This is a genomic window from Neorhizobium lilium, assembly GCF_004053875.1.
Classification (GTDB): Bacteria; Pseudomonadota; Alphaproteobacteria; order Rhizobiales; family Rhizobiaceae; genus Neorhizobium; species Neorhizobium lilii.
Map to the genome: position 1 here is coordinate 96,413 of NZ_SBIP01000006.1, position 26,461 is coordinate 122,873.

The 26,461-nt window shown below is 58.5% G+C and carries 27 protein-coding genes and 1 pseudogene; 14 read left to right on the top strand and 14 right to left on the bottom strand.

Annotated features, from left to right (window positions below):
- Positions 1 to 24: 24 nt before the first annotated feature.
- Positions 25 to 798: an SDR family oxidoreductase gene (locus tag EPK99_RS22745; protein ID WP_128445393.1), complete on the bottom strand. Its 774-nt coding sequence runs from the start codon at positions 796 to 798 to the stop codon at positions 25 to 27.
- Between the two features lie 143 nt (positions 799 to 941).
- On the opposite strand from EPK99_RS22745, the gene EPK99_RS22750 reads away from it, so the two are divergent.
- Complete coding sequence (locus EPK99_RS22750; protein WP_128445394.1) at positions 942 to 1,841, top strand: LysR family transcriptional regulator; 900 nt, start codon at positions 942 to 944, stop codon at positions 1,839 to 1,841.
- A 155-nt stretch (positions 1,842 to 1,996) separates the two neighbouring features.
- On the opposite strand, the gene EPK99_RS22755 is transcribed toward EPK99_RS22750, so the two are convergent.
- The 3 genes from EPK99_RS22755 to EPK99_RS22765 are packed head-to-tail and all read right to left on the bottom strand — an operon-like array spanning position 1,997 to position 5,200.
- A complete protein-coding gene (locus tag EPK99_RS22755) occupies positions 1,997 to 3,163 on the bottom strand; it encodes an MFS transporter (RefSeq protein WP_128445395.1) in 1,167 nt (388 codons plus the stop codon).
- Positions 3,160 to 4,512, bottom strand: coding sequence for an HdeD family acid-resistance protein (locus EPK99_RS22760; RefSeq protein ID WP_128445396.1), 1,353 nt, complete (start codon positions 4,510 to 4,512; stop codon positions 3,160 to 3,162). The genes EPK99_RS22755 and EPK99_RS22760 overlap by 4 nt, the downstream gene beginning before the upstream one ends.
- Before the next feature lie 16 nt (positions 4,513 to 4,528).
- The gene (locus EPK99_RS22765) at positions 4,529 to 5,200 is read right to left on the bottom strand and encodes a helix-turn-helix domain-containing protein (protein WP_164901854.1); all 672 of its coding nucleotides are present in this window, start codon (positions 5,198 to 5,200) and stop codon (positions 4,529 to 4,531) included.
- 603 nt (positions 5,201 to 5,803) lie between these two features.
- Here EPK99_RS22765 and EPK99_RS22770 point away from each other — a divergent pair.
- A complete protein-coding gene (locus EPK99_RS22770; protein ID WP_128445398.1) occupies positions 5,804 to 6,445 on the top strand; it encodes a trimeric intracellular cation channel family protein in 642 nt (213 codons plus the stop codon).
- A 59-nt stretch (positions 6,446 to 6,504) separates the two neighbouring features.
- Here the strand turns inward: EPK99_RS22770 and EPK99_RS22775 are convergent, their stop codons facing one another.
- Together EPK99_RS22775 and EPK99_RS22780 are read right to left on the bottom strand one after the other, a co-directional pair.
- Positions 6,505 to 6,693 (bottom strand): YegP family protein, encoded by a 189-nt coding sequence (locus tag EPK99_RS22775; RefSeq protein ID WP_128445399.1) that lies wholly within the window; start codon positions 6,691 to 6,693, stop codon positions 6,505 to 6,507.
- A 66-nt stretch (positions 6,694 to 6,759) separates the two neighbouring features.
- A complete protein-coding gene (locus EPK99_RS22780) occupies positions 6,760 to 7,056 on the bottom strand; it encodes a hypothetical protein (protein WP_128445400.1) in 297 nt (98 codons plus the stop codon).
- A 271-nt stretch (positions 7,057 to 7,327) separates the two neighbouring features.
- Here EPK99_RS22780 and EPK99_RS22785 point away from each other — a divergent pair, with 271 nt between their 5' ends.
- The 3 genes from EPK99_RS22785 (at position 7,328) to EPK99_RS22795 (ending at position 9,352) form a co-directional block, all read left to right on the top strand.
- Positions 7,328 to 7,933, top strand: coding sequence for a DUF3011 domain-containing protein (locus EPK99_RS22785; RefSeq protein WP_128445401.1), 606 nt, complete (start codon positions 7,328 to 7,330; stop codon positions 7,931 to 7,933).
- Positions 7,934 to 7,958: 25 nt separating this feature from the next.
- Positions 7,959 to 8,966 (top strand): DUF4424 domain-containing protein, encoded by a 1,008-nt coding sequence (locus tag EPK99_RS22790; protein ID WP_128445402.1) that lies wholly within the window; start codon positions 7,959 to 7,961, stop codon positions 8,964 to 8,966.
- A 98-nt stretch (positions 8,967 to 9,064) separates the two neighbouring features.
- Positions 9,065 to 9,352, top strand: a complete 288-nt coding sequence (locus tag EPK99_RS22795) for a hypothetical protein (RefSeq protein ID WP_128445403.1) — start codon at positions 9,065 to 9,067, stop codon at positions 9,350 to 9,352.
- A gap of 71 nt (positions 9,353 to 9,423) precedes the next feature.
- Here EPK99_RS22795 and EPK99_RS25525 read toward each other — a convergent pair.
- Positions 9,424 to 9,887: pseudogene (locus EPK99_RS25525) on the bottom strand (methyl-accepting chemotaxis protein); the annotation flags it as partial.
- Positions 9,888 to 10,036: 149 nt separating this feature from the next.
- Here EPK99_RS25525 and EPK99_RS25405 point away from each other — a divergent pair.
- Positions 10,037 to 10,375, top strand: a complete 339-nt coding sequence (locus tag EPK99_RS25405) for a hypothetical protein (RefSeq protein WP_164901847.1) — start codon at positions 10,037 to 10,039, stop codon at positions 10,373 to 10,375.
- A 757-nt stretch (positions 10,376 to 11,132) separates the two neighbouring features.
- Here the strand turns inward: EPK99_RS25405 and EPK99_RS25535 are convergent.
- On the bottom strand, positions 11,133 to 11,429 hold the full coding sequence (locus EPK99_RS25535) for an MFS transporter (protein ID WP_205909127.1): 297 nt from the start codon (positions 11,427 to 11,429) through the stop codon (positions 11,133 to 11,135).
- Positions 11,381 to 11,923, bottom strand: coding sequence for an MFS transporter (locus EPK99_RS22805; RefSeq protein WP_205909128.1), 543 nt, complete (start codon positions 11,921 to 11,923; stop codon positions 11,381 to 11,383). Before EPK99_RS22805 ends, EPK99_RS25535 begins: the two co-directional genes overlap by 49 nt.
- A gap of 105 nt (positions 11,924 to 12,028) precedes the next feature.
- On the opposite strand from EPK99_RS22805, the gene EPK99_RS22810 reads away from it, so the two are divergent.
- From EPK99_RS22810 to EPK99_RS22830, 5 genes are all read left to right on the top strand, one after another.
- Positions 12,029 to 13,291 (top strand): ABC transporter substrate-binding protein, encoded by a 1,263-nt coding sequence (locus tag EPK99_RS22810; protein ID WP_128445404.1) that lies wholly within the window; start codon positions 12,029 to 12,031, stop codon positions 13,289 to 13,291.
- Positions 13,292 to 13,354: 63 nt separating this feature from the next.
- A complete protein-coding gene (locus tag EPK99_RS22815) occupies positions 13,355 to 14,236 on the top strand; it encodes a carbohydrate ABC transporter permease (RefSeq protein ID WP_128445405.1) in 882 nt (293 codons plus the stop codon).
- Between the two features lie 4 nt (positions 14,237 to 14,240).
- The gene (locus EPK99_RS22820) at positions 14,241 to 15,092 is read left to right on the top strand and encodes a carbohydrate ABC transporter permease (RefSeq protein WP_103587923.1); all 852 of its coding nucleotides are present in this window, start codon (positions 14,241 to 14,243) and stop codon (positions 15,090 to 15,092) included.
- A 56-nt stretch (positions 15,093 to 15,148) separates the two neighbouring features.
- Positions 15,149 to 16,291, top strand: coding sequence for an ABC transporter ATP-binding protein (locus tag EPK99_RS22825; RefSeq protein ID WP_164901855.1), 1,143 nt, complete (start codon positions 15,149 to 15,151; stop codon positions 16,289 to 16,291).
- A 15-nt stretch (positions 16,292 to 16,306) separates the two neighbouring features.
- Positions 16,307 to 18,445: a beta-galactosidase gene (locus EPK99_RS22830; protein ID WP_128445407.1), complete on the top strand. Its 2,139-nt coding sequence runs from the start codon at positions 16,307 to 16,309 to the stop codon at positions 18,443 to 18,445.
- 85 nt (positions 18,446 to 18,530) lie between these two features.
- On the opposite strand, the gene EPK99_RS22835 is transcribed toward EPK99_RS22830, so the two are convergent.
- Both EPK99_RS22835 and EPK99_RS22840 read right to left on the bottom strand, forming a co-directional pair.
- Positions 18,531 to 19,670 carry an ROK family protein gene (locus tag EPK99_RS22835; protein WP_425374239.1) on the bottom strand — a complete coding sequence of 380 codons (1,140 nt, stop codon included), beginning with the start codon at positions 19,668 to 19,670 and terminating at the stop codon, positions 18,531 to 18,533.
- A gap of 373 nt (positions 19,671 to 20,043) precedes the next feature.
- On the bottom strand, positions 20,044 to 21,411 hold the full coding sequence (locus EPK99_RS22840; RefSeq protein ID WP_128445409.1) for an MFS transporter: 1,368 nt from the start codon (positions 21,409 to 21,411) through the stop codon (positions 20,044 to 20,046).
- A gap of 99 nt (positions 21,412 to 21,510) precedes the next feature.
- On the opposite strand from EPK99_RS22840, the gene EPK99_RS22845 reads away from it, so the two are divergent.
- A complete protein-coding gene (locus EPK99_RS22845; RefSeq protein ID WP_128445410.1) occupies positions 21,511 to 22,377 on the top strand; it encodes a LysR family transcriptional regulator in 867 nt (288 codons plus the stop codon).
- A gap of 58 nt (positions 22,378 to 22,435) precedes the next feature.
- On the opposite strand, the gene EPK99_RS22850 is transcribed toward EPK99_RS22845, so the two are convergent.
- Positions 22,436 to 23,341, bottom strand: coding sequence for a LysR family transcriptional regulator (locus tag EPK99_RS22850; RefSeq protein ID WP_128445411.1), 906 nt, complete (start codon positions 23,339 to 23,341; stop codon positions 22,436 to 22,438).
- A 108-nt stretch (positions 23,342 to 23,449) separates the two neighbouring features.
- Here EPK99_RS22850 and EPK99_RS22855 point away from each other — a divergent pair, with 108 nt between their 5' ends.
- Both EPK99_RS22855 and EPK99_RS22860 read left to right on the top strand, forming a co-directional pair.
- A complete protein-coding gene (locus tag EPK99_RS22855) occupies positions 23,450 to 24,511 on the top strand; it encodes an aldo/keto reductase (protein ID WP_128445412.1) in 1,062 nt (353 codons plus the stop codon).
- Positions 24,512 to 24,614: 103 nt separating this feature from the next.
- The gene (locus EPK99_RS22860) at positions 24,615 to 24,821 is read left to right on the top strand and encodes a limonene-1,2-epoxide hydrolase family protein (protein ID WP_245582537.1); all 207 of its coding nucleotides are present in this window, start codon (positions 24,615 to 24,617) and stop codon (positions 24,819 to 24,821) included.
- A gap of 133 nt (positions 24,822 to 24,954) precedes the next feature.
- Here the strand turns inward: EPK99_RS22860 and EPK99_RS22865 are convergent, their stop codons facing one another.
- Both EPK99_RS22865 and EPK99_RS22870 read right to left on the bottom strand, forming a co-directional pair.
- The gene (locus EPK99_RS22865) at positions 24,955 to 26,124 is read right to left on the bottom strand and encodes an MFS transporter (RefSeq protein ID WP_128445414.1); all 1,170 of its coding nucleotides are present in this window, start codon (positions 26,122 to 26,124) and stop codon (positions 24,955 to 24,957) included.
- Positions 26,121 to 26,459 carry an antibiotic biosynthesis monooxygenase gene (locus EPK99_RS22870; RefSeq protein WP_128445415.1) on the bottom strand — a complete coding sequence of 113 codons (339 nt, stop codon included), beginning with the start codon at positions 26,457 to 26,459 and terminating at the stop codon, positions 26,121 to 26,123. The genes EPK99_RS22865 and EPK99_RS22870 overlap by 4 nt, the downstream gene beginning before the upstream one ends.
- Positions 26,460 to 26,461 lie beyond the last annotated feature (2 nt).

Below are 26,461 nucleotides of genomic sequence, written 5' to 3' on the forward strand. Positions count from 1 at the left end.
CCGGCCACATGGGCCGTCTGGGGGTTATTTCGTCGTATAGCCGCCATTGACCAGGATGGTCTGGCCGGTCATCCACCAGCCGTCCGAGACGAGGAAGCGGATGAACGGGACGATGTCGTCGATGTCGGTCAGGCCGGTCTTGGAGAAATTCGACAGCGCCGCAGCCGTCTTGTGGTAGGCGACCGCGTCGGCGCCCTCGGCCGGGTAGAAGAACGGCGTGTCCATCGGACCGGGGCCAATCGCCGTTACCGAGATACCGCGCTCGCCGAACTCTTTTGAGGCCGCCCGCGTAAAATGCTCCACCGGGGCCTTGGTGCCGGCATAGGCCGCATAGAATGGGGTAAAGGCACCAAGCAGCGATGTCACGACGTTGCAGAGCTTGCCGTTGTCGTTGAGATGCTTGCCGGCCTCCTTGATGAAGAAGAACGCGGTCTTCGAGTTCACCGCAGTCATCTCATCATATTCAGCTTCCGAAATCTCGACCATCGGCTTCTTCAGCACTTTGCCGACCGTGTTGATGGCAATGTCGATGCCGCCCATGGCGGCCTTGGCGTCTGCGAACAGCTTTTCGTTCGCGCCGGCTGTGGTGAGGTCAGCCTGGAAGGCAAAGGCTTCCGCGCCAGCCGCCTTAATCGCGGCTACCGTATCTTCAGCCGCCAGCTTGGTGGCGCTGGTGTTGTAGTGGACAGCCACCGCCTTCGCGCCCTGCGCAGCAAGATCGCGCGCGATCAATCCACCGAGGTTCTTTGCGCCACCGGCGATGAGAACGGTTTTTCCCTTGATGCTGTGATCGGTCATTTGTGTTGCCTCCTTGGGCTTGCCTTGCGGTCACCTGCGCGACCGCTTCCTGAAATGGACAATATCGTCTATGGATTCGTCATAAAGACTGCCATTCTGACATCACCTGTCAGAGATGACGAACAATCAAAAGAGTTAGCGCCTTGGACCGTATCGATCTGTTCCGCACCTTCACCCGCGTCGTCGAATGCGCCAGCTTCACCCGCGCTGCCGATACGCTCGGGCTGCCACGGTCGTCCGTCTCGGCAGCTGTAATCGAGCTTGAAGCACGGGTTGGAGCCCGCCTGTTGCACCGCACCACCCGAAAAGTCTCTCCGACTCAGGACGGCGCCGCCTTCTATGAACGCTGCCTGCGGTTGATCGCCGATGTCGATGAGACGGAGGGGCTGTTCCGGCAGACGTCTGTCGGTCCAACGGGCAAACTGCGGATCGACGTGCCGGGCCGGATTGGTCGGTTGATCATCGCGCCTGCGTTGCCGGAGTTCCTGGCTCGTCATCCCCAACTCGACATCGAACTTCGCGTCACCGACCGAGCTGTCAACCTCGTGGAGGACAGCATCGACTGCGTGCTGCGTGTCGGACCGCTTGGCGACTCCGGCCTGATCGCCCGCAAGATCGGCGATCTCCCGCTGATCAATGTCGCCAGCCCCGGTTATCTCGCTCAACATGGCACGCCTGCTGCCCCGGAGGATCTCACCGTGCATCTGGCCGTCAATTACGCCTCGCCCTCGACAGGTCGTGTCGAGGAATGGGAGTGGTTCGAGGATAGTGGGGTACAGAAGCTGCCGATGCGCGGCCGCGTTACCGTCAACAGCGCAGAAGCTTACATTGCCTGCTGCATTGCCGGCCTCGGCCTCATCCAGATTCCGGCTTACGACATCAAGCACCACCTCGAAGCCGATGAACTTGTCGAGGTGATGCCAGGCCATCGGGCGGAGCCCATGCCGATGACGTTGCTCTATCCGCATCGCCAGCACCTCTCTCGCAGGCTCCAGGTGTTTGCAGATTGGCTCGAGCAGCTCCTGAAGCAGGAGGTGCTCTGACGGCAAACGGTCAACGCATCCTTCAATCGTTAATCGCTGTAATCTTGATGAGGTTCTTGTTCCCAAGGCGAGCACAAAACCGATGAATGCCCCTTGCCGCTGTGTTCAGATTCATGCTTTTCTCCTCTTTCGAAATGTTGTTCGGCCGGTCCTCCTTAGGAGGTGGACCCTCCACAGGACAGACTGACACTCCGGCTCTCCGGCGGCTTCACCCATGCGAAGAGCGCGAAACCAGCGCACGCAACTGCCGCAAACAGCGCCAACCCGTGTACGGTCATTTCCATCATAAGGCCGCTTAAAAGCGGCCCCGCGAATGCCCCGACGCCCCAGGCTACGGACAGGAGCGCGTAGATGCTGATAAGCTCGCCGCCTTCGTAGCGGTCGCCAAGTATCGCGATTGTCGTGGTATAGATCCCCACGAAGGCACCGCCCCATACGAACAGCAATGGATATGCGAGCCACTCATGAGCCAAAGCGAACGGCCAGATGATGGCACCTACCGCAGAAAACGCTGCGAGGCACACCAGCAGCTTGTGCCGGTCCATCCGGTCACCCAGCCACCCGATCGGCAATTGAGAAACAATGGAGCCAATAAGCAGGATGGTCAGCAGGATCGTGGCCGATTGCTCCGGCCAGCCAAGCCGAACTGCGTAGATCGGCAGAAGGCTTAGGCCCGCCGCTTCAACGGCCGCATTCAGCGCTGCCGAGGCAACCGCAACCGGCACCAGCCTGAGATAACGAAACAGGTTTTTCTCAGCCTTTCCGGACGGCATGGCCTCTTTCGGACGACCGAATATCAGAAGAAGCAGGGCAAGAAAGGCACAGGCTCCCCCTATGAGGAAGGCCAGGGATTCGTCGCGTCCCACCAGGGTGAGGATTGCCGGTCCGAGAGCGGTCCCGCATGAGAGCGCGGTGACATAGATCGCCAGCATGCGGCCTCTGGACGCCTCATCGGCAAGCTGATTCAGCCAGCTTTCCGAAACCACGAACAAGGTTTCGGAGGCTGAGCCGAGGGCGGCGCGGAGCGGAAACCAGAGCCACAAGACCGGAGCGAAAGGAAAGCACATCAGCAGAGTTCCAGCGGCCGCCAGCGCCCATTTTGCAAGTCTTCCGAACCCAAGCTGCCGGAAAAGACGCGGCAGGAAAGGGGCCGCAGCGAGGACCCCGAGGGCATACATGGCGCCGTTAAGGCCAATGAGGCCTTCGGAATAGCCAGCCTCCTCCAGTTCAAGCGCGATCAGAGGTCCGCTCAGACCATAGGTGAGGCCGAAAATGGTCGCCGTCGCGACGATGACGGCGAATGTCCGCTGCTGTTCCGTCATCTCGCTTTCACCTTGCGTTCCGCCCGTTCTTCCCGGTGCTCGAACACCTTGCGCGCCTGCCGCGCATTGCGGATTTTCCTGCGCCAGCGCTGCTCGCCATTCTCGACGATCTCGTGCAACAGGCGCGCATAGTCGAGAACAAGGCCCGGGGTCCATGTCATCGCCTCCGCTCGACCACGCACCACCCTCAACAGCCAGAATTGCGGATTGGACAGCAGTACGAACAGATCGCGCAGGAGCCTTCCTTTGGACGATGCGCCCTCTGTCGCCGCATCCAGCACCTGGATGACGGTTGTCGAACAATTGCGCGCCGTCAGGTTATAGGTATTGTCTCGTGAGTAGAGCGTCCAGAAGCGGCGCACTGCCTCGGGCCGGAACCGGTGGAACGTCACCTTCTGGTCCGGCATGCACCAGGCCGCTGCTTCATTCTCCAGAGACTCGTTGAACCGGCCTTCCACGTCGTTTTCGTGCCCTGCGGACAGGAGCGCACGAAAGTCGTCCGGATTATGGTCGATATCGTTTGCCGGATAGTGGCTGACATAGATGTCCGGCAGCATTTCGAGGGCGGCATGCCCCGTGGAAATGACGCCGTTTTTGTCGACTGCGGCAATATAGCGATCAATCAGTATCCGCCTGTCCGGATCGGCAATAGATCCTGTCGCGGTCCAGATCAGGACGTTCAGTTCCTCACCTTTCGAGTTCCATCTGTCCTCCACCGGGCCGATCACCTGAGGTATTATGCCGCCCTGCCAGTTGCGCGCCGCATAAAGGGGCAGTGCCATGACCGACCCCCCTTCCGGAAGATCCCGAAGCGGCAGGGCCAACCTGACCAGCGCATAACCGGAGGTCAGCAGCAAAAGTGCGAAGCAGAACGGTACGGTCAGAAGATGCGGCACAGGCCATGACGCCAGGATGGCCGTCGCAAGCAGTATTTCGATTGCGCCAGCCACAATGCCTATGCGCCAGCGAGAACTGTGAACCGTTAAAGCCGAACCAATCCGAAAAAGACCGTCTATCAGGAAGGCCATGCCGAACACGATCGCGGCTCCGATATTGCCGTCCCACGGAACATTCAGCACCAGGAACGCTGCGAGCAGAAAGGCAACACCCCTAGTGGCATCGATCCAATGACGGCGGATACCGGATGACAGGGCCGCGAGAAACTCGACCAGACCTTCGATGGCAAGGAAGATGGCGAGTGTATCCAGCAGGATCCAGAGCCTGCCGTCGCTCAGGTCGAACAGGATCGCCACGCCGAACAGCATCCATATGACACCCGCCGCAGTGAGAATACGCCACACCGGCTTGAGGGCGGCTGGACCGAGAAGCAAGAAAAGGAGCTGGATCATTGCTTATCGTTTCCGCTCATTCGGCCGCTCGGTTGTGACGAAGGGCGCTCGGGGTCAAAGCCCTGTGCTGCTTTAGCGCCGCCGTCATGTGGCTGTGATTGGCAAAGCCGGTCAGGTTGGCGATACGCGCCAGTGGCATGTCGGTCGTCAACAACATCCGCTCCGCCGTCTCGATCCGGGTCGCCAAAACGAATTTATGAGGTGGCGATCCAGTCGTCTGGCGGAATGCACGAAGAAAATGGCTGGGCGAAAGACCTGCGATCCGGGCCAGTCGCTCGATCGAGAGCGGCTCTGCGATATGGGAACGAATGTAATTTTCGACATCGCGCCAGGTTTTGGGCGGCAACCCTCCACGGATTGGTCGGGACGGCTGGTCCTGCAATGTCGAGTAGTTTCGCAAGAGGTATGTAGAGAAAACAGTGATCAGCGAATCGACATAGAGATGGTTCGACGGCTCGCCGCTTCGAAACTCCTCACGGATGAGGTTGGCGAGCATCAGGGCCTTCTGATCCACGCATCCGGTCGTCGTCGGCCTGAATTCGAAATCGTCCCGCCCGAATTCAAGGCCCGCCAGCGTTGAGAGCCTGTCAGGCGCAAGCGCAAACAGCAGGTTCTCTTTCGTGGTTTTCCAGCGGGCAAACATCTCCGCCTTGACCGGGATAATCTCGACTGTTCCGATGGGAGCCATGAAGACGCACTTGCGGTCCGAATTAAGCGAACGGACCCGGTCTGGCTGCGGTGTCAGCAAAATGAGGGCCATATGCGACGGTGCGGAGAAGCCGATCTCATTGGGTCCTGTGCGTGTATGCGTGACCGCGCCTGCCTGCGTCTCGATTTTTGGACCCCAGGCGTCAGGAACATCCCTCAGGAGATTACTGGAAGAAACATTCACAGTTGATATCCTTTCGTTTCCATCTCGGCTGGAGACTTATTGAGAAAAACCGAGCAGCGCACCGAACTGGATATCGAAGGTCGTAAACCTCAGCTGCTCATATGCCCCACATTTTTGCCTTATATCAAACGCCGGTAACAACTACCGAGCGTTTATCAGAAAATGACCAAATTCCGCTTGCTGATTGTTCGAAATTCGGTCGTATGCGCGTATTCCGCTCAAACGGAGTCGGCGAAGAGGCAAATGTTAATCCCGATCGCACGATGTCCTGGCTGTTTGTTACTCGAACGACAATTTCGATTACATCAGTCATAGTCTCGCAAATCATCAATTGTCATTTTCCGGAACCGTTGATGCCTTGAGGATCAAACCGGACGATTTGGATCCAAAGAACTTGCCATGACCCTTTCCGCAGATCTGCCATTCCTGATGCATTCGCTTTACCTGATCGCTATAGTCGCCGAAGCCATGACGGCCGCCCTTGCTGCTGGCCGACGCAGCATGGACTGGGTTGGCGTTTGCCTGCTTGGCTGTGTAACAGCCCTCGGCGGCGGCTCTGCCCGCGATGTCCTTCTTGGACATCACCCATTGTCATGGGTTGAGCATCCGTCCTACCTATTGATCACCGGAGGGGCAGCACTTGCGACGATCGTCATGGCCCGCTTCGTTCACCATCTGCGCAAGCTGTTCCTGTTGCTCGACGCGATCGGACTTGTCGTATTCACGGTGATCGGCTGCAATGTCGCACTCGCGCTGGATCTTCCAATTATGATCGTCATCGCCTCCGGAATGGTGACTGGCTGTGTCGGCGGCGTACTTCGGGACGTGTTGTGTGCTGACATTCCATTGCTGTTCCGCAGCGAGCTTTATGCCACTGTTTCAGTCGTGGCCGGCGGCATTTATGTCGTGGGGCTGGCGATTGGCCTCGATCATGACGTCGTCATGCTTGCAGCGATGGGTATCGGATTGATGCTGCGTCTACTTGCGCTGCGCTTTGACTGGAGCATGCCGAAATTCGTCTACGATCGTGACCTGCACTGAAAGTTGCGCGTGGGCGGGCAGGAACAATCGGTCCTGCCCGACCACGCCCGCCACAGTATTCAGGCCGTAGCTGTCGTCTGATCCTCGATTGTGGCCGCAGGAATATTCTTCTTCAGTGACTCGATCGACTTCAAGGCCGACGCTTTCGCCGAATAACCTTCTGAACTGAACATGAGCTCACCGTTCGATGCGCGAAACCGGAAGCGGTATTCACCGGCCTTGTCTTGATAGACCTCGAATTTATACATCTGACATTTCCTTTTCTGGGCGACATCCAGCCGAACCGTCCGGCTGCGAAATTCATAGTGGAAGATTTAGCGGCTGCTAATCAGCTTGTTCTTGATCAAGCCGACGACGATCTGGACGATTGCTCCACCCACGCCACCACCGACCAGCTGGCCGAGCACGGCGCCGATATCGAGACCCGCTGAAGCGTCGCCTGTTGCTCCGCCCAAGATTGAGCCCAACAGCGAACCGCCGCCGACACCACCAATTGCGCCGGCGATAAGGTTGCCGATATTGCCAAGGTCAGAGCCCTTGACAACCTTGCCGCCCACCGTCCCGCCGACAGCGCCGCCGATGACCTGCGCCAGAATTGTTCCAATATCCATAATTGCATTCCCCTCAAAGATTGACGTCAATTTCCACTTAGGAATAGCGATGAAATGCCAGTGAGCACAAGTCGCTGAAACTATTTCTCAATACAGTTTGACGCTATGACCGTCATCAGAGCCTTCGTTATTGGAAATCTCATATCGAGAACTGCTCATTATGTCGAAATATGACCAAAATCGATGAAGGCCGGGCACTAATAGGTCGCAATGCTTTGAGGGAGAGAGGGCAATCAAATAAAGGTTAGCTGAACACGCTGGAGGACTTCTTATGCCTCGTTACACGTTTATTGCTTTATTTGTCCTCGGCGCCCCGTTGACAATTTCGGACGCTCGCGCGCAGTCGACGGTCGAATGCCAGTCCAGGCAATACCAGTATGGGGAATGCTGGGCAGGGCCGCTCAGGAAACCGCAGCTCATTCACCAGACTTCGGGGAGCCCCTGCATCCTGAACCGGAGCTGGGGATATAACCCGCGCAGTAAATATATTTGGGTCGCACAAGGTTGCGCCGGCGTTTTTGCCGATGTGGGCGGCTACCACCACGGGCGTGGTGACGGATTCGATCCCAATGCCCGCATGTATGACGATCGCGGTCATGACGCCGGCGCGGTTGTTGGCGGAGCCATCCTCGGTGCTCTCATCAAGGGGATGACGGAGGATCATCATAATCACCGGCACACGACGAGCAACTCCCGTCCTGACAACGGCTACAATGGCTGCCATGGCGTTGGATGCATAGTCGACAATCCGGACGCAGCGATTGATACCAGACCGCAATTTGACAAACGGGGAGAGCCGAATTTCGACGTGCACGGCAACTACCAGGGCTGCCATGGCGCGGGTTGCCTCGTAGACGACCCGGGAAGTGCGAACTGAGTTGGCAGGCGAAAGGGAACCGGTCATGCGTATGAAACACTCCCACGCCTGGGCGCTGCGTTCGTTCGTACTTATCGTTGTCTCCATATCAACGCCCCTCCAGGCCAACGACACCAGCGCCGTTCTTGGCGTCGGCGGGCTGTCGCTGACAACCTCGGACGATATCGTGATGCAGAGCGAGGACCTCCATCTGTCGCCCAGCGAAATCAGGGTACATTACGTCTTTCGCAGCGAAAGCGACCGCGACATCACGACAACTGTCGCCTTTCCTCTCCCGGACATTGATCAGAGCGCCTATGCGATGGTGTTCCTGCCGGTCGAGGATCAGGAAAACTTCGTCGGTTTCCAGGTGACAATAGATGGAAAGTCCATCCATCCAAAGATGGAGCAGAAAGCAGTCACCGATGAAGGTGTCGATGTTACGACCGTGGTCACGAAGGCAGGCCTGCCAGTCAATTCGAAGCTTTCAGGATGGGAGGAAAAGGTTCGCGCCTTGCCGGACAATGTCTGGCGGGACCTTGTCGATCAGGGGCTGATAGAAGCCCAAGACCCGGATGATCGATCGGCTGACTTCAGCGTTACCTGGAATCTGCGCGCGACCTTTCATTGGGAACAAACCTTTCCTGCGGGCAAAACCGTCACCGTAGATCATCGTTACAAGCCCATGGCTGGCGGTGTTTCGATTTTCGCGGGCGAAACACAGTTCAAGGACTATGCGAGCTACTGCCTGGACGATCAGGGTAAAGCCGGCGTTCATCGGCTCCTGAAGCAGGCACAGGCGGCCGCGAAGGCGGATCCGGAACGGGCGGAAGGGATCTCGCCCATTGAAGTGAGCTATGTGCTGACCACGGGCGCGAACTGGAAGGGACCGATCGAGGATTTCCGTCTGACGATCGACAAGGAAATGCCGCACGCCGTCCTGTCTTTGTGCATGAGCGGCCTCAAGAAAACCGGCACGACGACGTTCGAGATAAGGCGAGAGAACTTCACGCCGACGGAAGACATTCGCTTTGTCGTCTTCCACGGACAGTAAGTCATCCCCCAGCGGGATGATTGCATGCCGGCAAACAATATCAACGGCGAGCTTAGGTTTGTTTCTGAATACTACTGGAATTTGAAGGAGAGCCAAGAATGAACACCAGGATACTCACCGCAGCTTTTGCTGTTTCTCTGATGCTGGCCAGTTGCGCGAGCAGCAACAAACAGTGGGTCAAGGACGGAACGCCGCGCTCGGAAGCCGATCAAGCGCTGGCCGATTGTAAATACCAGGCAGAGGCGGCGACGATCGGGATCGGTGGGAACACGCGCTCGAAGACTTGGGGTGGCGCCGTTTCGGATGGCATTGCCGACGGCGTAGTCCGGGGCATGGATGAAGCCGAGCTCACCAAGTCCTGCATGATGGCAAAGGGCTTCGCCTGACAGAGGTCAGAACGAAAATAACTCCGTGCAGCTCAAAGATGACGAGTGGTTTCGGACAAGCCCGGCACACTCTACGCTGCCGGCGCAAACGGTCTACCGATTGTCATGACAGGCTTTGCCAAGCCATCGATATCTAGCGTCGATGGCTGCTGTTCGAGCTGAAAGTGAGAGAGAAGGCTGTTCAGATTCGTTGACTCTTGCGCCAGGCCTGCTCCGGCCGCGTTCATCTGTTTCACCATTGCGGCATTCTGCTGTGTCGACTGGTCCATGTGGTTGACGGCGGAATTGACCTGTTTGACACCAATGGATTGCTCATGCGCCGCAGTAGCGATCGCTTCCATATGTGTATTGGCGGACACGACAAGGTGCTCGATTTCGTTCAACCCTTCTCCTGTAGCCCTTACAAGCTCGACGCCTTGGCCCACCGCGGCGTCCGAAGCCACGACCAGTTGATCTCCTTTGCAGAACGCGCCCGACGTTGGGCGAGTTCGCGCACCTCCTGAGCGACGACCGCAAAGCCCTTGCCGGCTTCTCCGTTATCACCGTGCGCCCCTGATCGCGCGGCATTTTGTACCAGACATCCACCTGCGGGTCGGTCATATCGAGCTTCTCGACGGCGATTTCCTTCTTGTCGTCGCGATAAATGTAGGTGGCAAAACGGCCGCCGACCGCATCGGAAAAAGGATGCCCGACGAAATCCGCATCCCGACCATCGAGCGCGCTCGGATCGAATACCAGCGTCATCCCGAGCAGCTTTGGGTTGTCTTTCACGATACCGGTCACGACCCGGCCCAGTTCGTCGCGATCCTTGTGGACGGCGCTGGCGAGAACCCGGGCGGTCGAGGCGAGGTTTTCGGCAAGAACAGACGCGTTTCCGATGTCCACCCGGATTGCATTACCGTATTCTCTCAGAAGGCCCGTCGCCATCGTTTCGGCTTCCGTCAGGTTGGACTGCCACATCAGTGTCTCTCCCGCCAGGGTAACGGCCGACAGTCCGAGAGTGAAGCCTATCGCTGTCAGTAGCAACAACCTGTTTCGGAATGAATGAATTTTAATCACAATGACCTCTTATCGAATTGGGGCAGAGCTGCGGGCAATAGGGAAAGTGAAAGGATAGGGGATCCGGTCTGGAAGAAAGACTTGCAGTTCAATAAGACATCGAGCCGCTCGCCCCATATCGCCTTATCCATCCGCAGGTGCCTTTGGCGATCATTCAAAATGTGATTCTGTAGTGCCCGCTGGACATCATGCCGGGGCGATAGCCGATAAATGCCTATGGAGAGCGCGGCATTTGCTGCAATGCAAAACGAATAAATGAAATAAATTTAATAAACGCTTAGAGCGTACGAAACCGCCTCCTTGAGTTGCATAGCCACCCCTGTGATCTTTTCATAAGGCACATCATATCGTCTTCGGTCTGACATCACCTGTCAGAAATGACGAACAATTCTGAACGCTGGATCGCGAAGTTCAGACTTTTTCGATCGTGTTCTGCGACAGAAATTTCCTTGAAAATTCAGGGACTGCGTTTTGTCGCGAAAGTAGGACATCTTCCCCCTGGCCGATCGGACGAGCCTCCTTACAGCAATCCCCATGCCCGAAACCTCCCCTTTCCGCGTCGTCGGTTTCGACCTCGCCCCTGCCAGGGCCGTCCATCGTTTTGTTGCGCAATCTTCGAACCCGTTTGGGCTGCCGTCGGCGCCAGCGGACATCCGCAGGTTCATTTAGCCAGTTATAACGGCATTCTGCGGGCCGATGCTTATGGCGGCTAATGCGGTTATCACCGTTCTTGCTTCAGACAGAAGAACGAGAGCGCCGCGCCGAGAAACAACAGCACCACCGCGACGATGAGCGAGAGATGCACGCCTTGCATGAACGCGGTGGGCGTCGTGTCGCGCACGAAATAGCCGCACATCGCGACACCGAGCATGCCGCCCACCTGCCGCGCGGTGTTGAGAACACCCGACGTGATGCCGGGCCGGAATGGATCGACCGAAGATAGTGTCACGTTCGTAATCGTCGGCACGATCAGCGCGATGCCGCCGCCGCCATCAGCATCGGCACGACCAGTTGCCAATAGGACCCGCTGACACTGACCGGCAGCAACAGCAGATATCCCGCCGCTGCCAGAAGGAGGCCGAACACCATGAGCCGCCGCGCGCCAAGGCGTGTGATCAATCGGCCCGAGATTGTGTTCATGACCATCAGACCGACGGTCATCGGCAGGAAGGCCATGCCGGTTTCCTGCGGTGACAGATGTCGCTCTAACTGGAAGAATAGGCTTAACACGAAGATGAGGCCATAATAGGCGAAGTTGACGATGACGCCGATGATGGAGGCGATCGGGAAAGCGGAATTCGAGAAGAATGCCAGCGGCAGCATCGGTGCGCGGCTGCGCGCCTCGATCAGGATGAAGCCGATTGCGGAAACGACGGTCGGGAGAAGAACGACGAGAACCTGTGGATGTCTCCAACCGAGATGTGCTGCGTCCGTCAGCGCTGTTGCCAGCGATGCGAGCGCAATGATGGCGGCTGCCTGTCCAGCAGATCGAGCGGGCAACAAAACGAACATACTTTTGATTATTTATTTAATAAATAAACTATTGACAGTTGTAGTGCGTTACGTTTGTAGTAACGGCGCGTCAGGTGCTGGGACCCTGGCTGGAGGAGATTGGATATGAATTTTAAATCGCGGTTTCTGCCGACGTCTCGTCGTCGTTTTATTCAGGGGACAGGCGTTGCGCTTGCCTCTGCCGTGCTCTACACGCCTGCCATTGCGCAGAGCCAACAGCTCACCATCATTTCAAACCGCGGAAATGCGGATCAGCGCAAGGCGCTTGAGGCCATTGCAAAGGCGTTCGGCGATGCTTCCGGCGTTAGTGTCACTGTCAACAACATGGATCACGAAGCGCACAAAACGGCGATCCGTAACTATCTTGTGGCGAGCCCGCCGGATGTCTGCTTCTGGTTCTCCGGCAGCCGCATGCGCAGCTTCGTTGAAAAAGGTCTGTTCGAAGATATCTCCGACCTGGTCCAGCGCGAAAAATATGCCGATGTTCTCGGCGCGACGCTTGGCTCCGTCACCGTCGATGGCAAGCAATATGGCCTGCCGACCGGTGGCATTCTCTGGGGTCTCTTCTATCGTCAGGATACGTTCGACCAGTTTGGACTGAGCGTTCCCGAGACATTCGACGACTTCTTCACGCTGGCCGAACAGTCCAAGAAGGCTGGCATCATTCCGATGAGCATGGGCACGAAGGACCAGTGGCCTTGCGGCGGATGGTTCGACCACATGAACCTGCGCATCAACGGTCTTGAGCACCACATGGACCTGATGGCAGGCAAGGTGAAATACACCGATCCATCGCTTACCGAAGTGTTCGACAAGTGGGAACAACTGATCAAGGCCGATTTCTTCACGCCGAACGGTACCTCCTTTGCCTGGGATCCCGCAGCGGCCTCGCTGGTTCAGAAGAAAGCCGCTATGATGGATCTCGGCAACTTCATCAAATATGCCTTCCCGCCTGAAGACCTTCAGCATGTGCGCTTCGCGCCCTTCCCGACCATCAAGGCAGGTGTCGAACATTTCGAAGACTTCTCGGTGGATTCGATCCATCTGCCCTCCGGTTCCAAGAACAAGGAAATAGCGCGCGAATTCCTCGCCTTCTTCTACAAACCGGAAAATCTCAGCGCCTATCTCTCCCCGGAGGGCAACGTACCTGCTCGTAGCGATTGCGCGATCGGTGACGATCCGATTCTGAAAATGGCCGTTGATCAGATGAAGAAGGTCAAGGGCACGTCGCAATATTACGACCGTGACAGCGATCCGGACCTTGCCCTGGCAGGCCTCAAGGGCTTCCAGGAATTCATGGTCAAGCCGGAGCGTCGTGACCAGATCCTCACGCAGATCGAGCGGACGCGTCAGCGCATCCACGGTTAAGCTCTGCCTGAACACCAAACGGGAGGCGTCATCGCCTCCCCTCCTCATCTACAGGATGGTCTCATGTCTATCTGGTGGCGCCGCCATCGCAACTGGCTGGCGCCTGCGCTTCTTCTTGCGCCGGGTCTTATCCTTTTTCTGGTCGTCATCATCGCATCATCGATTGAGACGTTCTGGATTTCCTTTCACGAATGGGACGGCATGGGTGCGAAGACCTGGGTCGGCTTGGCCAACTATGCCGAGTTGATCGATGATCCGCAGTTTTACGTCTCGTTGAAAAACAACGCAATCTGGCTGGTCATGTTCCTGCTGGCACCGCCCATGGGTCTGGCGATTGCGCTTCTGGTCAACCAGAAGATCGCAGGCATGCGGTTCGTCAAGTCGCTGTTCTTCATGCCGCTGGTGCTGGCAGCGGTGACCGTGGGTGTCATTTTCGGCTGGTTCTACGATCCGACATTCGGCCTGCTGGCCATCATTTACCAAGCATTCGGAGCCACGGCACCAGCGCTTCTATCAGACGAAAACCTCGTAACCTTCGCCGTCGTCATCGCGGCACTGTGGCCGCAGGTGGCGTTCTGCATGGTGCTGTTCCTTGCTGGCCTCAACAATCTCGATGAAGAAATGATCGGGGCTGGACGTGTCGATGGTGCCCGTGGCTGGCCGATGTTGCGGCATATCGTTTTGCCACAACTGACGCAGGTCGCGTTCATCGCCGTCGCCATTACGGTCGTCGGCGCGTTGCGCTCCTTCGATGCCATTTCCGTCATGACCGCAGGCGGGCCGTTTGGTTCCTCCACGGTGCTGGCCTACCAGATGTACGAGCAATCGATCTTCTCCTTCCGCTTCGGTTATGGCGCGGCGATTGCGACGGTCCTTTTCCTCATCATGTCGGTCTTCATCGCATGGTATCTGCGCGGCCTCGTCAAGGCCGAGAAGGGAGCGTGATCTGATGTATCCACGTCCTATTCCCGAAAACAAACCCGCTGCCCGTATTGCATACATGACCATGGTCTGCGTGATCCTCGCGCTCTGGCTCCTGCCACTGTTCGCAGTCATCATGACATCCTTCCGGTCATTCGATGACGTCATGGCAGGCAACTACTGGGGCTGGCCAACCAAGTTCAGCCTGACCGACAACTATGTCGCCGTCTTCCAGCAGACCAAGATGCTGCGCTACTTCGCCAACAGCATGATCATCACCATCCCCTCGGTCATCATGGTGCTGATCTTCTCCACGCTGACCGGCTATGTGCTGTCGCGCTACCGCTTCCGTGGCTCGATGGTCCTGTTCACACTCTTCGTCGGCGGCAACTTTTTGCCGCAGCAAGTGATGATGATACCGATCCGCGATCTGATGGTGTGGGCGGGACTCTATGACACCTACTGGGCGCTGATCGTGTTCCACATCGCCTTCCAGACCGGCTTTGCAACGCTTTTCATGCGCAACTTCATCGCGGCCCTTCCCGATGAGCTGTTTCAGGCAGCCCGTGCCGAAGGTGCGTCGCCGTGGCAAACGCTGATCCACATCGTGGTGCCTCTGGTGCGACCAGCGCTGGCGGCACTCGCCATTCTCACCTTCACCTTCATCTGGAACGACTACTTCTGGGCGCTGGTGCTGACGCAGAGCGATGCCGTCAAGCCCGTTACCGCAGGCCTTTCCAATCTCAAGGGCGAATGGGTCTCTGCCTGGAACATTGTGTCGGCCGCAACGATCTTCGTCGCCGTACCGCCTGTCGTAATGTTCTTTCTGATGCAAAAGCACTTCGTTTCCGGCCTGACCATGGGAGCTGTCAAAGGATGACCGTTTCCGCACGCCGCACCAACCCACTCTCACCGAGCAGCAAGGATACGACTGACATGAGCAGCGTCGAAATCCTCAACGTCCAGAAGCATTACACCAGCTTCCACGCCTTGAAGAACATCAACCTGACCATCGAAAAAGGCGAGTTCATCGTCATGGTCGGCCCCTCCGGATGCGGCAAATCCACGCTGCTGAAGACCATTGCCGGTCTGGAAACAATCTCGTCCGGCAAACTGATGATCAATGGCCGGGATGTGACGAAGGAAGAGCCGGGTGATCGCGGCATCGCGATGGTGTTCCAGTCTTACGCGCTTTACCCGCACATGACCGTTGCCAAAAACATGGGTTTCGGACTGCGCATGGCGAAAAGGCGGAAGGCCGAAATCGATACCGCAGTGAAACGCGCAGCCGGCATCCTACGCATCACCGAACAGCTCGAGAAGCTGCCGAAACAATTGTCTGGCGGCCAGCGTCAGCGTGTAGCCATCGGTCGCGCAATTACCCGCGCGCCGGAAGTGTTCCTGTTCGACGAACCGCTGTCGAACCTCGATGCGGCCCTTCGCACCCAGATGCGCGTGGAACTGTCCACACTGCATGCCGAACTCGGCTCAACCATGATCTATGTGACCCACGATCAGGTGGAAGCCATGACCATGGCCAGCCGCATCGTCGTCCTGAACAAGGGCGAAATCGAGCAGGTCGGGTCTCCGCTGGAACTCTACGCTAACCCGAAGAACCATTTCGTAGCGGGCTTCCTCGGCGCGCCACGCATGAACTTCTTTGAAGGCACGGTCATCAGCAACGAGCAGGAAATTGCAGTCGTTTCCTTTGCCGGGCTTGAAGAACTGCGCATTCCGCTGATCGGTGACGCGTCGTTTAAGACGGACGATACGGTAATACTCGGCGTGAGGCCCGAAAGGCTGCGAACACAGGACGCCGACGCTTCCCTTATCACTTTCGACGCAGAAGTGCGCCTTGTCGAGCATCTGGGCCGCGAAACCATAGTCCATGCCGATGCTTCGCCCCTGATGGCTGTCGGGTCCGATACGGGAACGCACAATGTCACGATCCAGCTCGGAAAGGTCATGCCCTTCTCTGTCGGCTCATCCATCCGCGTCGGCTTTTCTCTCGATGACTGCTACCTCTTCGGCCCCGACGGCAAAACGCTCACACCTCCCAAGCCTGTGACCCAAAAGTAGACTGGAGTTTCCACGATGAAACGGACCAACCCCGCGCCGCTATCGGCCTGGCGCACCCTTAACCTTGACGATTTTTTGCTCGGTGTGCCGCATTATCCCGAACATGTGGACGAGAGCTACTGGCAGCGCGATGCCGACCGGATGAAGGAAGCAGGCTTCAACGCCGTGCGCATGGGCGAATTCGCATGGCACATCTGGGAACCCTATGAGGGCAAGTTCGACTTCGAACTGTTCGACAGGGCCATCGAAGGCCTCGGCAAAACCGGCATCAACACCATTCTGTGCACACCCACTGCGACGCCTCCCCGCTGGATGAGCATGAACTATCCAGAAATCCTGCGCGTGGATCGCAAGGGACGTCGGGCCAGCCACGGTTCGCGCCAGCATGGCGACACAACCAGCCCGGTGCTGCGCCAGCACAGCCGCCGCATTACCAACGCGATGGCCGAGCATTACAAGGATAATCCTTACGTCATCGGCTGGCAGACGGACAATGAGCTGAACACCACGGAATCGGAATCCTTCTCGGGTTCAGCAACGCTCGCCTTCCGCAACTTCCTGCGCCACAAGTATGACAGCATCGACGCGCTGAATTTCGCATGGGGCGGACATTTCTGGGCGACCTCCTACGACAATTTCGATCAGGTCGTGCTGCCGTTCCCGATGGCCCCGTCCTATCTCAGCCCAGGCCATGTGCAGGATTACCACCGCTTTCTGGCATCGGCGACGGCCGCATTCCAGCGCGATCAGGTCGAGATTTTGCGTACAACGAACCCTGATTGGTTCATCTTCCACAATCTCGGCAATCTGACCGATATCGATTTCCGTGGCACCTTCGGCCAGGACCTCGATTTCATCGGCTTCGATATCTACCCGATGCTGTACGACGAGTTCCGCCGCAATGGTGGGCATGGAGCCACGCAAGCGCTGAAGCTCGATCTCTGCCGCAGCTACACGGGCAACTTCATCGTGCCGGAACAGGCATCCGGCATGGGTAGCCAACCGGCGTTTACAACCATGACGCCAGAACCCGGCGAGATGCGGCGCATGGCGCTGTCTTCGGTGTCACGTGGTGCCGATGGTCTGATGTTCTTCCGCTGGCGTCCGGCCCATTTCGGCGCAGAAATCTACTGGATGGGTCTGATCGACCATGACGATGTCGGTCGTCGCCGTTTTGAGGAGGCAAAGCAGTTCGGTCGAGACATCGCCAAAATCAAGGACAAACTACTCGGGACATCCGTGCATATGGATTTGGGCATTGCCGGTGCCGACTTCGACAATGAAGAGGCGCACAAAACCTACCCCATCGGCCTGCCCTCCCCGCAGGACGACGCCACGCTTCTGCACCGCCATTGCTATGAGCGCGGCATTTCCTGCGGCTTCATTCACCCCCAAGACGATCTTTCCCGTTTGAAGGCGCTTTACATTCCCCACTGGGTGATGTGGGACCAGGCATGGACCGCGAATGTCGAGGCCTTCGTCCAGGCTGGCGGCACGCTGATCGTCGGCGCTATGACCGGCACACGCGACATCAACAACCACATCATCCGCGAGCTCGCACCGGGCGGCGCGCTCGCCAAACTCTGCGGCGTGCGCGTGGAAGAATTCGGTCGCATCACGGCGAGGGATGGCGATGGTTTATTTCAGAAGAAGGGCGTGGAAGACGGTCATTACGTGCCGCCGCACATTCTCCCCTCCTCTTCCGCCTTCCGCAAATACACGATCGACATCGGTGGACGTACCATTGAGGCAGAGCATCTTTACGAGCTACTGGAACTCGACAGCGATGTCGAAACCATCGCCACTTGGTCGAATCGCTTTGCAAAGGGCCGTGCGGCAGCCACGTTGCGCAAGGTCGGCAAGGGTCAGGTCATCTACCTCGCAACCTACCTCACCGATGATCTAGTGGATGCGCTGGATGACGACGTGCTGGCAAAAGCCGGTATCGAGCCGTTGATCGCGGATTTGCCAGAAGGCGTCGAAGTAGTGATGCGTACGGCTGAAGATCGCAAGCTGGTGTTCGTGCTGAATACGCTTGAGACCGAACGGAAACTCACCAATCTCGCGTCAGGCAAGGATTTGCTGACCGGCACCAACATCTCCGGCGAACACACACTCGAAGGCTATGGTTGCCTCGTCATCGAACTTGGCTGACCCAAGCCCGACAACGCTCTCCCAGAGGGGGTGAAAATCCCCTGAAACAAACGGCGAAGGTGTCAAATTCACCTTCGCCGTTTTGTTATGCGGTCATGGCTGGTGTCGTCATTTCGAAATTGAACAAAGCCTGCGTTGCCAACGCTGCCGCCCCGCTGCTCCAGAAATTATCTCTCTCATCCGGCACCAGTGCAGGCGGCGGTGTAAAGCAATAAAGATCGAGCGCCTTGCGCATCGGGTCGAACAGCAGATCGCCAAAACTCACCGCTTCACCACCAACAACAATGATTTCGGGATCGACGATATCGACCATGTGCGCGAGATGCAGGCCAATGGCAGCCCCCGCCTCCTGAAGAATATCTCTGGCAATCGGATCGCCCTGCAACGCCGCTTCCTTCATTGCATAACGATCCACAGGGCCGTCTTTGCCCCTGGCCTGACGCCAGCACTCAAGGATGGCTGGCTCGGAATAGAACGCCTGAAGGCAACCATGACGGCCGCATTCGCACAAGGGACCCTCCAGTTTATGCATCGAATGCCCGATCTTGCCCGCATGCCCGTGTGCGCCACGCTGCACCTGGCCGTCCACCACCGTCGCGCACCCAATGCCGACCCCGATGGCCACGGCCGTAAAAACCCGGTGCTGGCGCCCAAGACCAAACAGATGCTGCGCCAGCGCAAACGCCAACGTGTCATCCTCCATCCACACCGGAACGTTGACCCGCTTCTGCAACATGCTGGCAAACGGCACATCCTCCCAGGAAAAGCGATGGCTCTTAATACAGATTCCTCTCTCGGCATCGATCATGCCCGGCATGGAAAACCCAACCCCTGTCAACAGACCGGCGTTTTCCGGAGCAAGCCGCTGCAACCGTGTGACCGCTTTTTCAGCCACATCCAAAACGGACTGCGGCGATGGATCGTCGAACTCTATCGTCAAAGACGAAAGCGTCGCCGTGGAAAGGTCGGTCAACACGCATTCCAGACTGCCCACATTCATCTTAATGCCGATGGCCAGATGTCCGGCATAATTGATTTCTAGCGGTATAGGCCTTCGGCCACCACCGCCGGGTATCGTTTCGCCCTCGATGAGATACCCTTCGGCAACAAGATCACTCACCACGAAGGTAACCGCCGCAGGGCTCAGACCCGTCGCCGCCGCTATATCCGCACGACTAAGCTGCTCCTCGCGCCTGATCAGGTTAAGGATCAGACGACGGTTCATCGCCCGCGTCGTTTGTTGATCGATTTTCACGCGAATGCATACCTTCAGTTCGTATAAGGGCCGGGCATTTTATGCACCTAACCGGGGAACAATCAGGGCAGGTCAAATGCGATAATCGCACCTTACTTCCTGCGTTTAGCGCCAACAACGACAAAGAAATGATTGGCCTTGTATATTCTCGCCTTGATTGGAATCGAACCGCCGTCATCCGGTGTTCCTATTCTCCAACTCCTCACTTGCTGCGCTGGAAAAAGCTCGGCGACTTTATAAGATGGTTCCCGTGACGTGTGTCCCAAGGCTCTGACTGCCGAGGACGTCCGCGGACTTATCTTTCCAATCATAGCCGCCTTCCGCAGGCAGATGATTATGGAGGCTATTCTTGGTCTTGCTTCAGGCAGAAGAACGAGAGCGCCGCGCCGGCAAGCAGCAGAGCGACGGCGACGATGAGAGAGACATGCATACCGTGCATGAAGGCGGTCGGCTCGGTGTCTCGTACGAAATAGCCGCACATCGCGACACCGAGCATGCCGCCCACTTGCCGCGCCGTGTTGAGAACCCCCGACGCGATGCCGGCCCGGGATGGATCGACCGAGGAGAGAGTCACGTTCGTGATCGTCGGTACGATCAGCGCGATGCCGCTCGCCGCCGTCAGCATCGGCACGACCAGCTGCCAATAGGAGCCGCTGACACTGACCGGGAGCAGCAGAAGATATCCGACCGCTGCCAGCAGGAGGCCGAACACCATCAGCCGGCGCGCGCCAAGGCGCGTGATCAATCGGCTTGCGATGATGTTCGTGACCACAAGGACGATGGTCATCGGCAGGAAGGCGATGCCGGTTTCCTGCGGCGAAAGATCCTGCTCCAGTTGGAAGAACAGGCTGAAGACGAAGATCAGGCCGTAATAGGCGAAGTTGACGATGACGCCAGTGATGGAGGCGATCGAGAAAGCGGAATTCGAGAAGAATGACAGCGGCAGCATCGGTGCGCGGCTTCGTGACTCGATCAGGATGAAGGCTATTGCGGCGAGGACGGCGACGAGAAGAGCGACGAGAACCCGTGGATGGGTCCAGCCGAGATGCGCCGCGTCTGTCAGCGCTGTTGCCAGCGATGCGAGCGCAATGATGGCGGCTGACTGTCCAGACAGATCGAGCGACCGACGCTCATTTCTGGAGCTCGGCGCGGAATAGCGCAGGATCAGGGCCAAGCCGACCAGCCCGACCGGAATGTTGATCAGGAAGACGCTGCGCCAGCCGAAATGCGTCACCAGAATGCCTCCGACCACTGGGCCGGCCGCCAGCGCGATGCCGCCTGCGGCCCCCCACCAGCCGACCGCGCGGTTGCGCTGTTCCTTGTCGGGAAAGGCTTGGGCGAGCAGCGACAGCGAGTTCGGAACCAGCAGTGCCGCGCCGACGCCTTGCGCGAGCCGCGCCGCGACCAGCGTCGCAAGCGTCGGTGCCAGCCCGCAGGCAAGCGATGCGAGCGTGAACAGGGAGAAGCCGGTGATGAAGACGGCGCGTGCGCCAAAGCGATCGCCCAACGCTCCGGCCATGAGCAGCAAGGCTGCGAAGATAAGCGTATAGGCGTTGACGACCCATTGGAGGCCGGCGATGTCGGTAGAAAAGCTCGTGCGCAAGGCATCGAGCGCGACGTTGACGACACTGACGTCGAGAAGAACGACCACGAAGCCAAGCGCGGCAGCCGCAAGCGTGATGCGTGGGTGCATGGGGTGAGAGATAGACATTGAGACAACCTCACGAAAATAATTTGTCGCGAAACTACATCGATGATTTCTGTGCGGATATTCGGTATATATGCCAGTGAACATTGAGAAATCGCACAGATGGCCGATTGGGAAAATCTTCGTCATTTTCTGGCAGTAGCGCGTAGCGGCACCCTGTCCGGTGCAGCGCGGGCCTTGAAGGTGGACCACGCGACGGTCAGCCGTCGGTTGGCGGCGCTCGAAGCAGAACTCGATGTGATCTTGGTCGACCGCCTGCCGCGATCCTCTCGCTTGACGGCAATTGGCAGCCAGGTCTTCGATCAAGCAGTCACGATGGAAGCTGCAGCGGACGGCATTGCCCGGATCGCCCGGGCTGCGCAGACGCCGCTTATCGGCAAGGTCACACTCAGCGCTCCGCCGGTGCTGGCGGCGCATCTCCTGGCGGAGCATCTAGCGGAATTCCGATCCCGCTATCCGGATATCCGTCTTTCTCTCGCTGCGCAGGCGCAGCAGATTTCGCTCAGCCGCAGGGAGGCCGATGTTGCTCTCCGGCTGGTGCGCCCCGAGGAGACCGGCAGTGTCGCGCGTAAACTTGGCGTCATGCCATTCGGTCTCTACGCGCGCCACGACTACCCGCATCGTAACGGGCCTGATCGATGGCAGTTTATCGCGTTCGATGAAAGCTTTGTAGATATGCCGCAGCAGAAATGGTTGCTCGGCATCGCTGGCGCACGGCCAATCGCGTGCGAGTTGAACGACATCGGCGGGCATCTCATTGCTGCACGTGCAGGCGCTGGCGTTGCCGGGCTGCCCTGCTTTTTGGGAGACGCCGATCGGGAGCTCGTACGGATCGGCGAAGACGTTGCATCCTTCTCCCGGGACATCTGGCTTGTCGTCCATAGGGACTTGCGCAAGACGCCGTCCGTCCGCGCCGTCATGGATTTCGTGACCGCACTCATCACTCAGCATGGCGGTTTCACTGCTTAACTTCAGCGCATTCGACGAAATGCAGAATGGCTGATTGGCGCGAATTCAAATCGGGCGCTTAAAGTTGATGCGGTCGCGCTGTGGCTACGAAGTCGATAAAGGCGCGTAGCGGCCGGATCATTTGCCTGCGGCTTGGATAATAGAGATAGAAACCCGGAAACGGCGGCGACCAGTCAGCGAGCAGATGGACCAGCCGTCCTGCCGCCACATGCTCGCGCACCTGATGTTCGAACAGATAGGCGATGCCCGCGCCATCGAGCGCGGCGCGCAGCCCAAGCTCCGGCTCGTCGGTGACGAGCGGACCTTCGACGGCAATGTCGAGCTTTTCTGCGCCGCGCTCGAACTCCCAGCGATAGAGGCTGCCGCTGGTCGGCCAGCGGTAATTGAGACAGCGATGACCGCGCAGATCGCGTGGCGTTTCCGGTATCCCTGCGCGAGCGACATAGGCAGGGGCTGCTACGACCATCATCCGCACCGCGCTGCCCATCCGGACGGCAATCATGTCCTTATCGAGCCTTTCGCCGAGACGCACGCCGGCATCGAAGCCGCCCGCGACGATATCGACCAATCGCTCGTCCAGCGTGATGTCGAGGACGATGTCTGGATAGGCCATAGCGAAGGGGCCGATCAGTGGCGCCATAAGATGCATCGCGGCGACGCGCGTGGCATTAATCCGCAAGCGTCCCGACGGCGCGTCGCGCTGGTCGGTCACCTCTGCCACTGCGGCATCTAGATCGGCGATCGCTGGTGTCATCCGCGCCAGCAGTCGTGCGCCGGCCTCACTCAACCCGACGCTGCGGGTGGTCCGGTTGAGCAGCCGGACGCCCAGCCGGTCTTCCAGATTGCGGATAGTCTGGCTCAGCGCGGAAGCGGACATGCCGAGCTGGGCTGCGGCACTCCGGAAACTTCCATGTTCCGCAACGCTGGCGAAGGCGCGCAGCTCGGCGAAGTCGCTGCCTCTCATGGTCTAACTATGCCTCGTTTTCCAAACAAGATATGCAGATTATAGAGCATTCTATTCTTTATCGAAAGCGCCCATCATCCGGGCAAAGCAAAACCGGAGATGACGCCCATGCCCCAGCCCCTCACACTCGACACCTATCGCCTGCTCGGCCGATCCGGCCTACGGGTCTCGCCGCTGGCGCTCGGTACCATGACCTTCGGAACGGACTGGGGCTGGGGTGCGGACGAGAGTGAGGCGCGCCGCATCTTCGACACTTATGTTGATCGCGGCGGCAATTTCCTCGACACGGCCAACTGCTACACGGACGGCACGTCGGAACAGTTTCTCGGTGCCTTCGCGCAAGGTCGTCGCGACCGGCTGGTGATTGCCACCAAATATACCGTGCCGACGCGAAAGGACGACGCCAATTCCGGCGGCAACCATCGCAAGAGCCTGATCCGCTCGCTCGAAGAGAGCCTGGCCCGGATGAAGACCGACTACATTGATCTGCTCTACCTCCACGCCTGGGATTTTACGACACCGGTCGAAGAGGTGCTGCGGGCGATGGACGATCTCGTGCGCGCCGGCAAGCTACTCTATGTCGGCATCTCCGATACGCCGGCCTGGCAGGTCTCGCGCATGCAGGCGATTGCCGATCTGCGCGGCTGGTCGCCACTGATCGCGCTTCAGATCGAATACAGCCTGATCGAGCGCACGGTGGAGCGCGATCTCATCCCGATGGCCAAGGAGATGGGCCTTGGAGTCATCCCGTGGTCGCCACTGGCAAGCGGCGTCCTCTCGGGCAAATACACGCGCGATGACCTCAACTCCAGCGCAGCGGGCGACAGCGGCACCCGTCGAGACTTCGCTATTGCCAACGGGGTCCTGACCGAACGCAATCTCGCCATCGCCGACGTCGCGCGAGAGGTGGCCACCGAGATCAATAAGACTCCGTCGCAGGTGGCGCTGGCTTGGACTTTGCTGGAACCGGGCGTGACGGCACCGATCGTCGGCGCCCGCACGCTGGTGCAGTTTGAGGACAATCTTGGGGCTCTGGACGTGGTGCTGAGCGAGGGCCAGCGCGCGCGCCTGAATGCTGTCAGCGTCGTGGATCTTGGCTTTCCGCATGAATTTTTGGCGCGGGCAACCACACGTCAGGTGATGTTCGGCGACTTGAAGCTTGCTGGGTAGAGCCGATAAAAGCAGCCATTCCGACGGCTGTAAGATATGGTGATCGGCGGTATTTGCGTAGCCACCGCACCAGTGGGAATCATCGGCGAGGATGGATGGCCGCATGGGCATCGCCACGGTTCGCATTGAGATGCTCTCGATCGCAGCGGACGGCAATCGCGTCCTTACAGAGCGGCTGGACATTTTCGAGCGCGCCGACGGTAGCGAGATCGGCAGGGTGACCCTGATGGGCATCTACGAGATCGACGGCGATCGTATCGTTACCTGGCGAGATTACGTCAACGCCATCTCAAAACTCGCTGCGGGCTGACGGGGGCGATCGTTTGCCGATTCACGCACAGATGGATTAGGTTGCAAGAGACATATGCGCTCCGGGATAATGCAATCGCGAGGCATTTGTAACAGGTCACGTTGAGAACACTAAGTACCCGCATCGCATTTGGTCACCTCATGCGTCCTGCGCCCGCGGTGTGCCTTATGCACAGTGCTGATCCGGCGGCGGCGACAAGCAAGGCGATGGCAATCCACGACAGTCCGCCTGCTCCTGCGGTCTGGAGAATGACCCCGCCCACGACGGCCCCGCCGAAAATGGCGATGTTCCATGCTGTGACGATCATCGCCTGCGCCACGTCGGCCGAGGGACCGGCCGCCCGCGCCGATGCGGTTTGAAAGACCGTCGCCGATCCACCAAATGCCAGTCCCCAGATCAGCGCGGCCCCAAAGATTGGTAAAGGCGATCCGGTCGTAAACGCCAGGATGAACGCCGCCGTGAGGAACAGGCCGATGCCGGTGAAGGTCAAAGGGCGCAGCCATTTGTCGATCAACGCGCCCGTCAGACCGATACTGACAAGTGCGGAACCCCCGAACACCAACAGAACACTGTCAATCTGGTCGGCCATGTGGCGACCCGCCAGAAGTGGCGCGATGTAGGTGTAGAGGAGGTTATGGGTCAGCACGAAGCAGAGCGTCACCGCTAACACAGGACGGACGCCCGGAACCGCAAAGACCTGGGCCAATGACGGGCGTTGTGTTTCAGGTTCGCCGGCGAAATCCGGCACCTTGGCGATGATCCAGCCAACCAGCAGCAGCGCGATGACGCTGAGCAAACCAAATGTCAGTCGCCAACCGGCGAGGATACCCAGAAAGGTGCCGGCAGGAATCCCGATGGACAGCGCCAAAGGCGTCCCCGCCATCGCAATGGCCATGGCCCGTCCTGCGAGATGAGGCGGTGCCATGCGAACCGCATAACCAGCCAGCAACGCCCAGAGCAAGCCGGCCGATACCCCGCCAACGAAACGCGCCACCATTGCGACGATGAAGCTCGCTGTCAGAGCCGTAATCAGATTGGCGATAGCGAAACCGATGATGGCGCCCAGCAGGAGCGGTCGCCTGCGCCAGCTTCGCGTCGCCGCCGTCAACGGGATCGCCGCGAGCAGCGATCCCAGTGCATAGATACTGATCCATTGCCCGGCCATGGCCTCGCTCACATCAAGCGAGCCCCCGATCTGCGGAAGCAGACCGGTCGGGAGGGCCTCCGTCAGGATGGTGACGAAACCGGCAATCGCCAGTGCGCATAGTCCCGCCACTGGCAACCGTTCGACCTGCGTCGTCATGCTGATGCCTTCGGCAGCACCAGGTCGCCTACCGTGTAGGTGTGAAACTCGCTCGACGAGACGGTATCGAGCTTGCGGAACCTTCCGAGGAATACCGGATCGGAGAAGAAGATTTCAACGTCGCCCGGATCGGAGATCGCCTCGATATTCACGACTGTCAGCCCATCGGTGCTCTTGGCAAGGTTGCTCCACAGAAAGCCAGGCTTTCGCTCGGCGACATAGTGGACGACATCCTGGATGAGCCGAAACGCCTCCTCCTGTTTGCCGGGGTGAACGTGGATGACATTGACGATGAAGGTCGTTGCGGCGGGGTGGATCGTGAACGCAGGAATCATAT

Excerpts from the sequence above, each read along its gene's own strand:
- EPK99_RS22745 (WP_128445393.1), bottom strand. The coding sequence starts at position 798 with ATGACCGATCACAGCATCAAGGGAAAAACCGTTCTCATCGCCGGTGGC.
- EPK99_RS22755 (WP_128445395.1), bottom strand. The coding sequence starts at position 3,163 with ATGACGGAACAGCAGCGGACATTCGCCGTCATCGTCGCGACGGCGACC.
- EPK99_RS22760 (WP_128445396.1), bottom strand. The coding sequence starts at position 4,512 with ATGATCCAGCTCCTTTTCTTGCTTCTCGGTCCAGCCGCCCTCAAGCCG.
- EPK99_RS22765 (WP_164901854.1), bottom strand. The coding sequence starts at position 5,200 with ATGGCTCCCATCGGAACAGTCGAGATTATCCCGGTCAAGGCGGAGATG.
- EPK99_RS22770 (WP_128445398.1), top strand. The coding sequence starts at position 5,804 with ATGACCCTTTCCGCAGATCTGCCATTCCTGATGCATTCGCTTTACCTG.
- EPK99_RS22775 (WP_128445399.1), bottom strand. The coding sequence starts at position 6,693 with ATGTATAAATTCGAGGTCTATCAAGACAAGGCCGGTGAATACCGCTTC.
- EPK99_RS22780 (WP_128445400.1), bottom strand. The coding sequence starts at position 7,056 with ATGGATATTGGAACAATTCTGGCGCAGGTCATCGGCGGCGCTGTCGGC.
- EPK99_RS22785 (WP_128445401.1), top strand. The coding sequence starts at position 7,328 with ATGCCTCGTTACACGTTTATTGCTTTATTTGTCCTCGGCGCCCCGTTG.
- EPK99_RS22790 (WP_128445402.1), top strand. The coding sequence starts at position 7,959 with ATGCGTATGAAACACTCCCACGCCTGGGCGCTGCGTTCGTTCGTACTT.
- EPK99_RS22795 (WP_128445403.1), top strand. The coding sequence starts at position 9,065 with ATGAACACCAGGATACTCACCGCAGCTTTTGCTGTTTCTCTGATGCTG.
- EPK99_RS25405 (WP_164901847.1), top strand. The coding sequence starts at position 10,037 with ATGCCCGACGAAATCCGCATCCCGACCATCGAGCGCGCTCGGATCGAA.
- EPK99_RS22805 (WP_205909128.1), bottom strand. The coding sequence starts at position 11,923 with ATGTTCGTTTTGTTGCCCGCTCGATCTGCTGGACAGGCAGCCGCCATC.
- EPK99_RS22810 (WP_128445404.1), top strand. The coding sequence starts at position 12,029 with ATGAATTTTAAATCGCGGTTTCTGCCGACGTCTCGTCGTCGTTTTATT.
- EPK99_RS22815 (WP_128445405.1), top strand. The coding sequence starts at position 13,355 with ATGTCTATCTGGTGGCGCCGCCATCGCAACTGGCTGGCGCCTGCGCTT.
- EPK99_RS22820 (WP_103587923.1), top strand. The coding sequence starts at position 14,241 with ATGTATCCACGTCCTATTCCCGAAAACAAACCCGCTGCCCGTATTGCA.
- EPK99_RS22825 (WP_164901855.1), top strand. The coding sequence starts at position 15,149 with ATGAGCAGCGTCGAAATCCTCAACGTCCAGAAGCATTACACCAGCTTC.
- EPK99_RS22830 (WP_128445407.1), top strand. The coding sequence starts at position 16,307 with ATGAAACGGACCAACCCCGCGCCGCTATCGGCCTGGCGCACCCTTAAC.
- EPK99_RS22835 (WP_425374239.1), bottom strand. The coding sequence starts at position 19,670 with ATGAACCGTCGTCTGATCCTTAACCTGATCAGGCGCGAGGAGCAGCTT.
- EPK99_RS22840 (WP_128445409.1), bottom strand. The coding sequence starts at position 21,411 with ATGTCTATCTCTCACCCCATGCACCCACGCATCACGCTTGCGGCTGCC.
- EPK99_RS22845 (WP_128445410.1), top strand. The coding sequence starts at position 21,511 with ATGGCCGATTGGGAAAATCTTCGTCATTTTCTGGCAGTAGCGCGTAGC.
- EPK99_RS22850 (WP_128445411.1), bottom strand. The coding sequence starts at position 23,341 with ATGAGAGGCAGCGACTTCGCCGAGCTGCGCGCCTTCGCCAGCGTTGCG.
- EPK99_RS22855 (WP_128445412.1), top strand. The coding sequence starts at position 23,450 with ATGCCCCAGCCCCTCACACTCGACACCTATCGCCTGCTCGGCCGATCC.
- EPK99_RS22860 (WP_245582537.1), top strand. The coding sequence starts at position 24,615 with ATGGGCATCGCCACGGTTCGCATTGAGATGCTCTCGATCGCAGCGGAC.
- EPK99_RS22865 (WP_128445414.1), bottom strand. The coding sequence starts at position 26,124 with ATGACGACGCAGGTCGAACGGTTGCCAGTGGCGGGACTATGCGCACTG.
- EPK99_RS22870 (WP_128445415.1), bottom strand. The coding sequence starts at position 26,459 with ATGATTCCTGCGTTCACGATCCACCCCGCCGCAACGACCTTCATCGTC.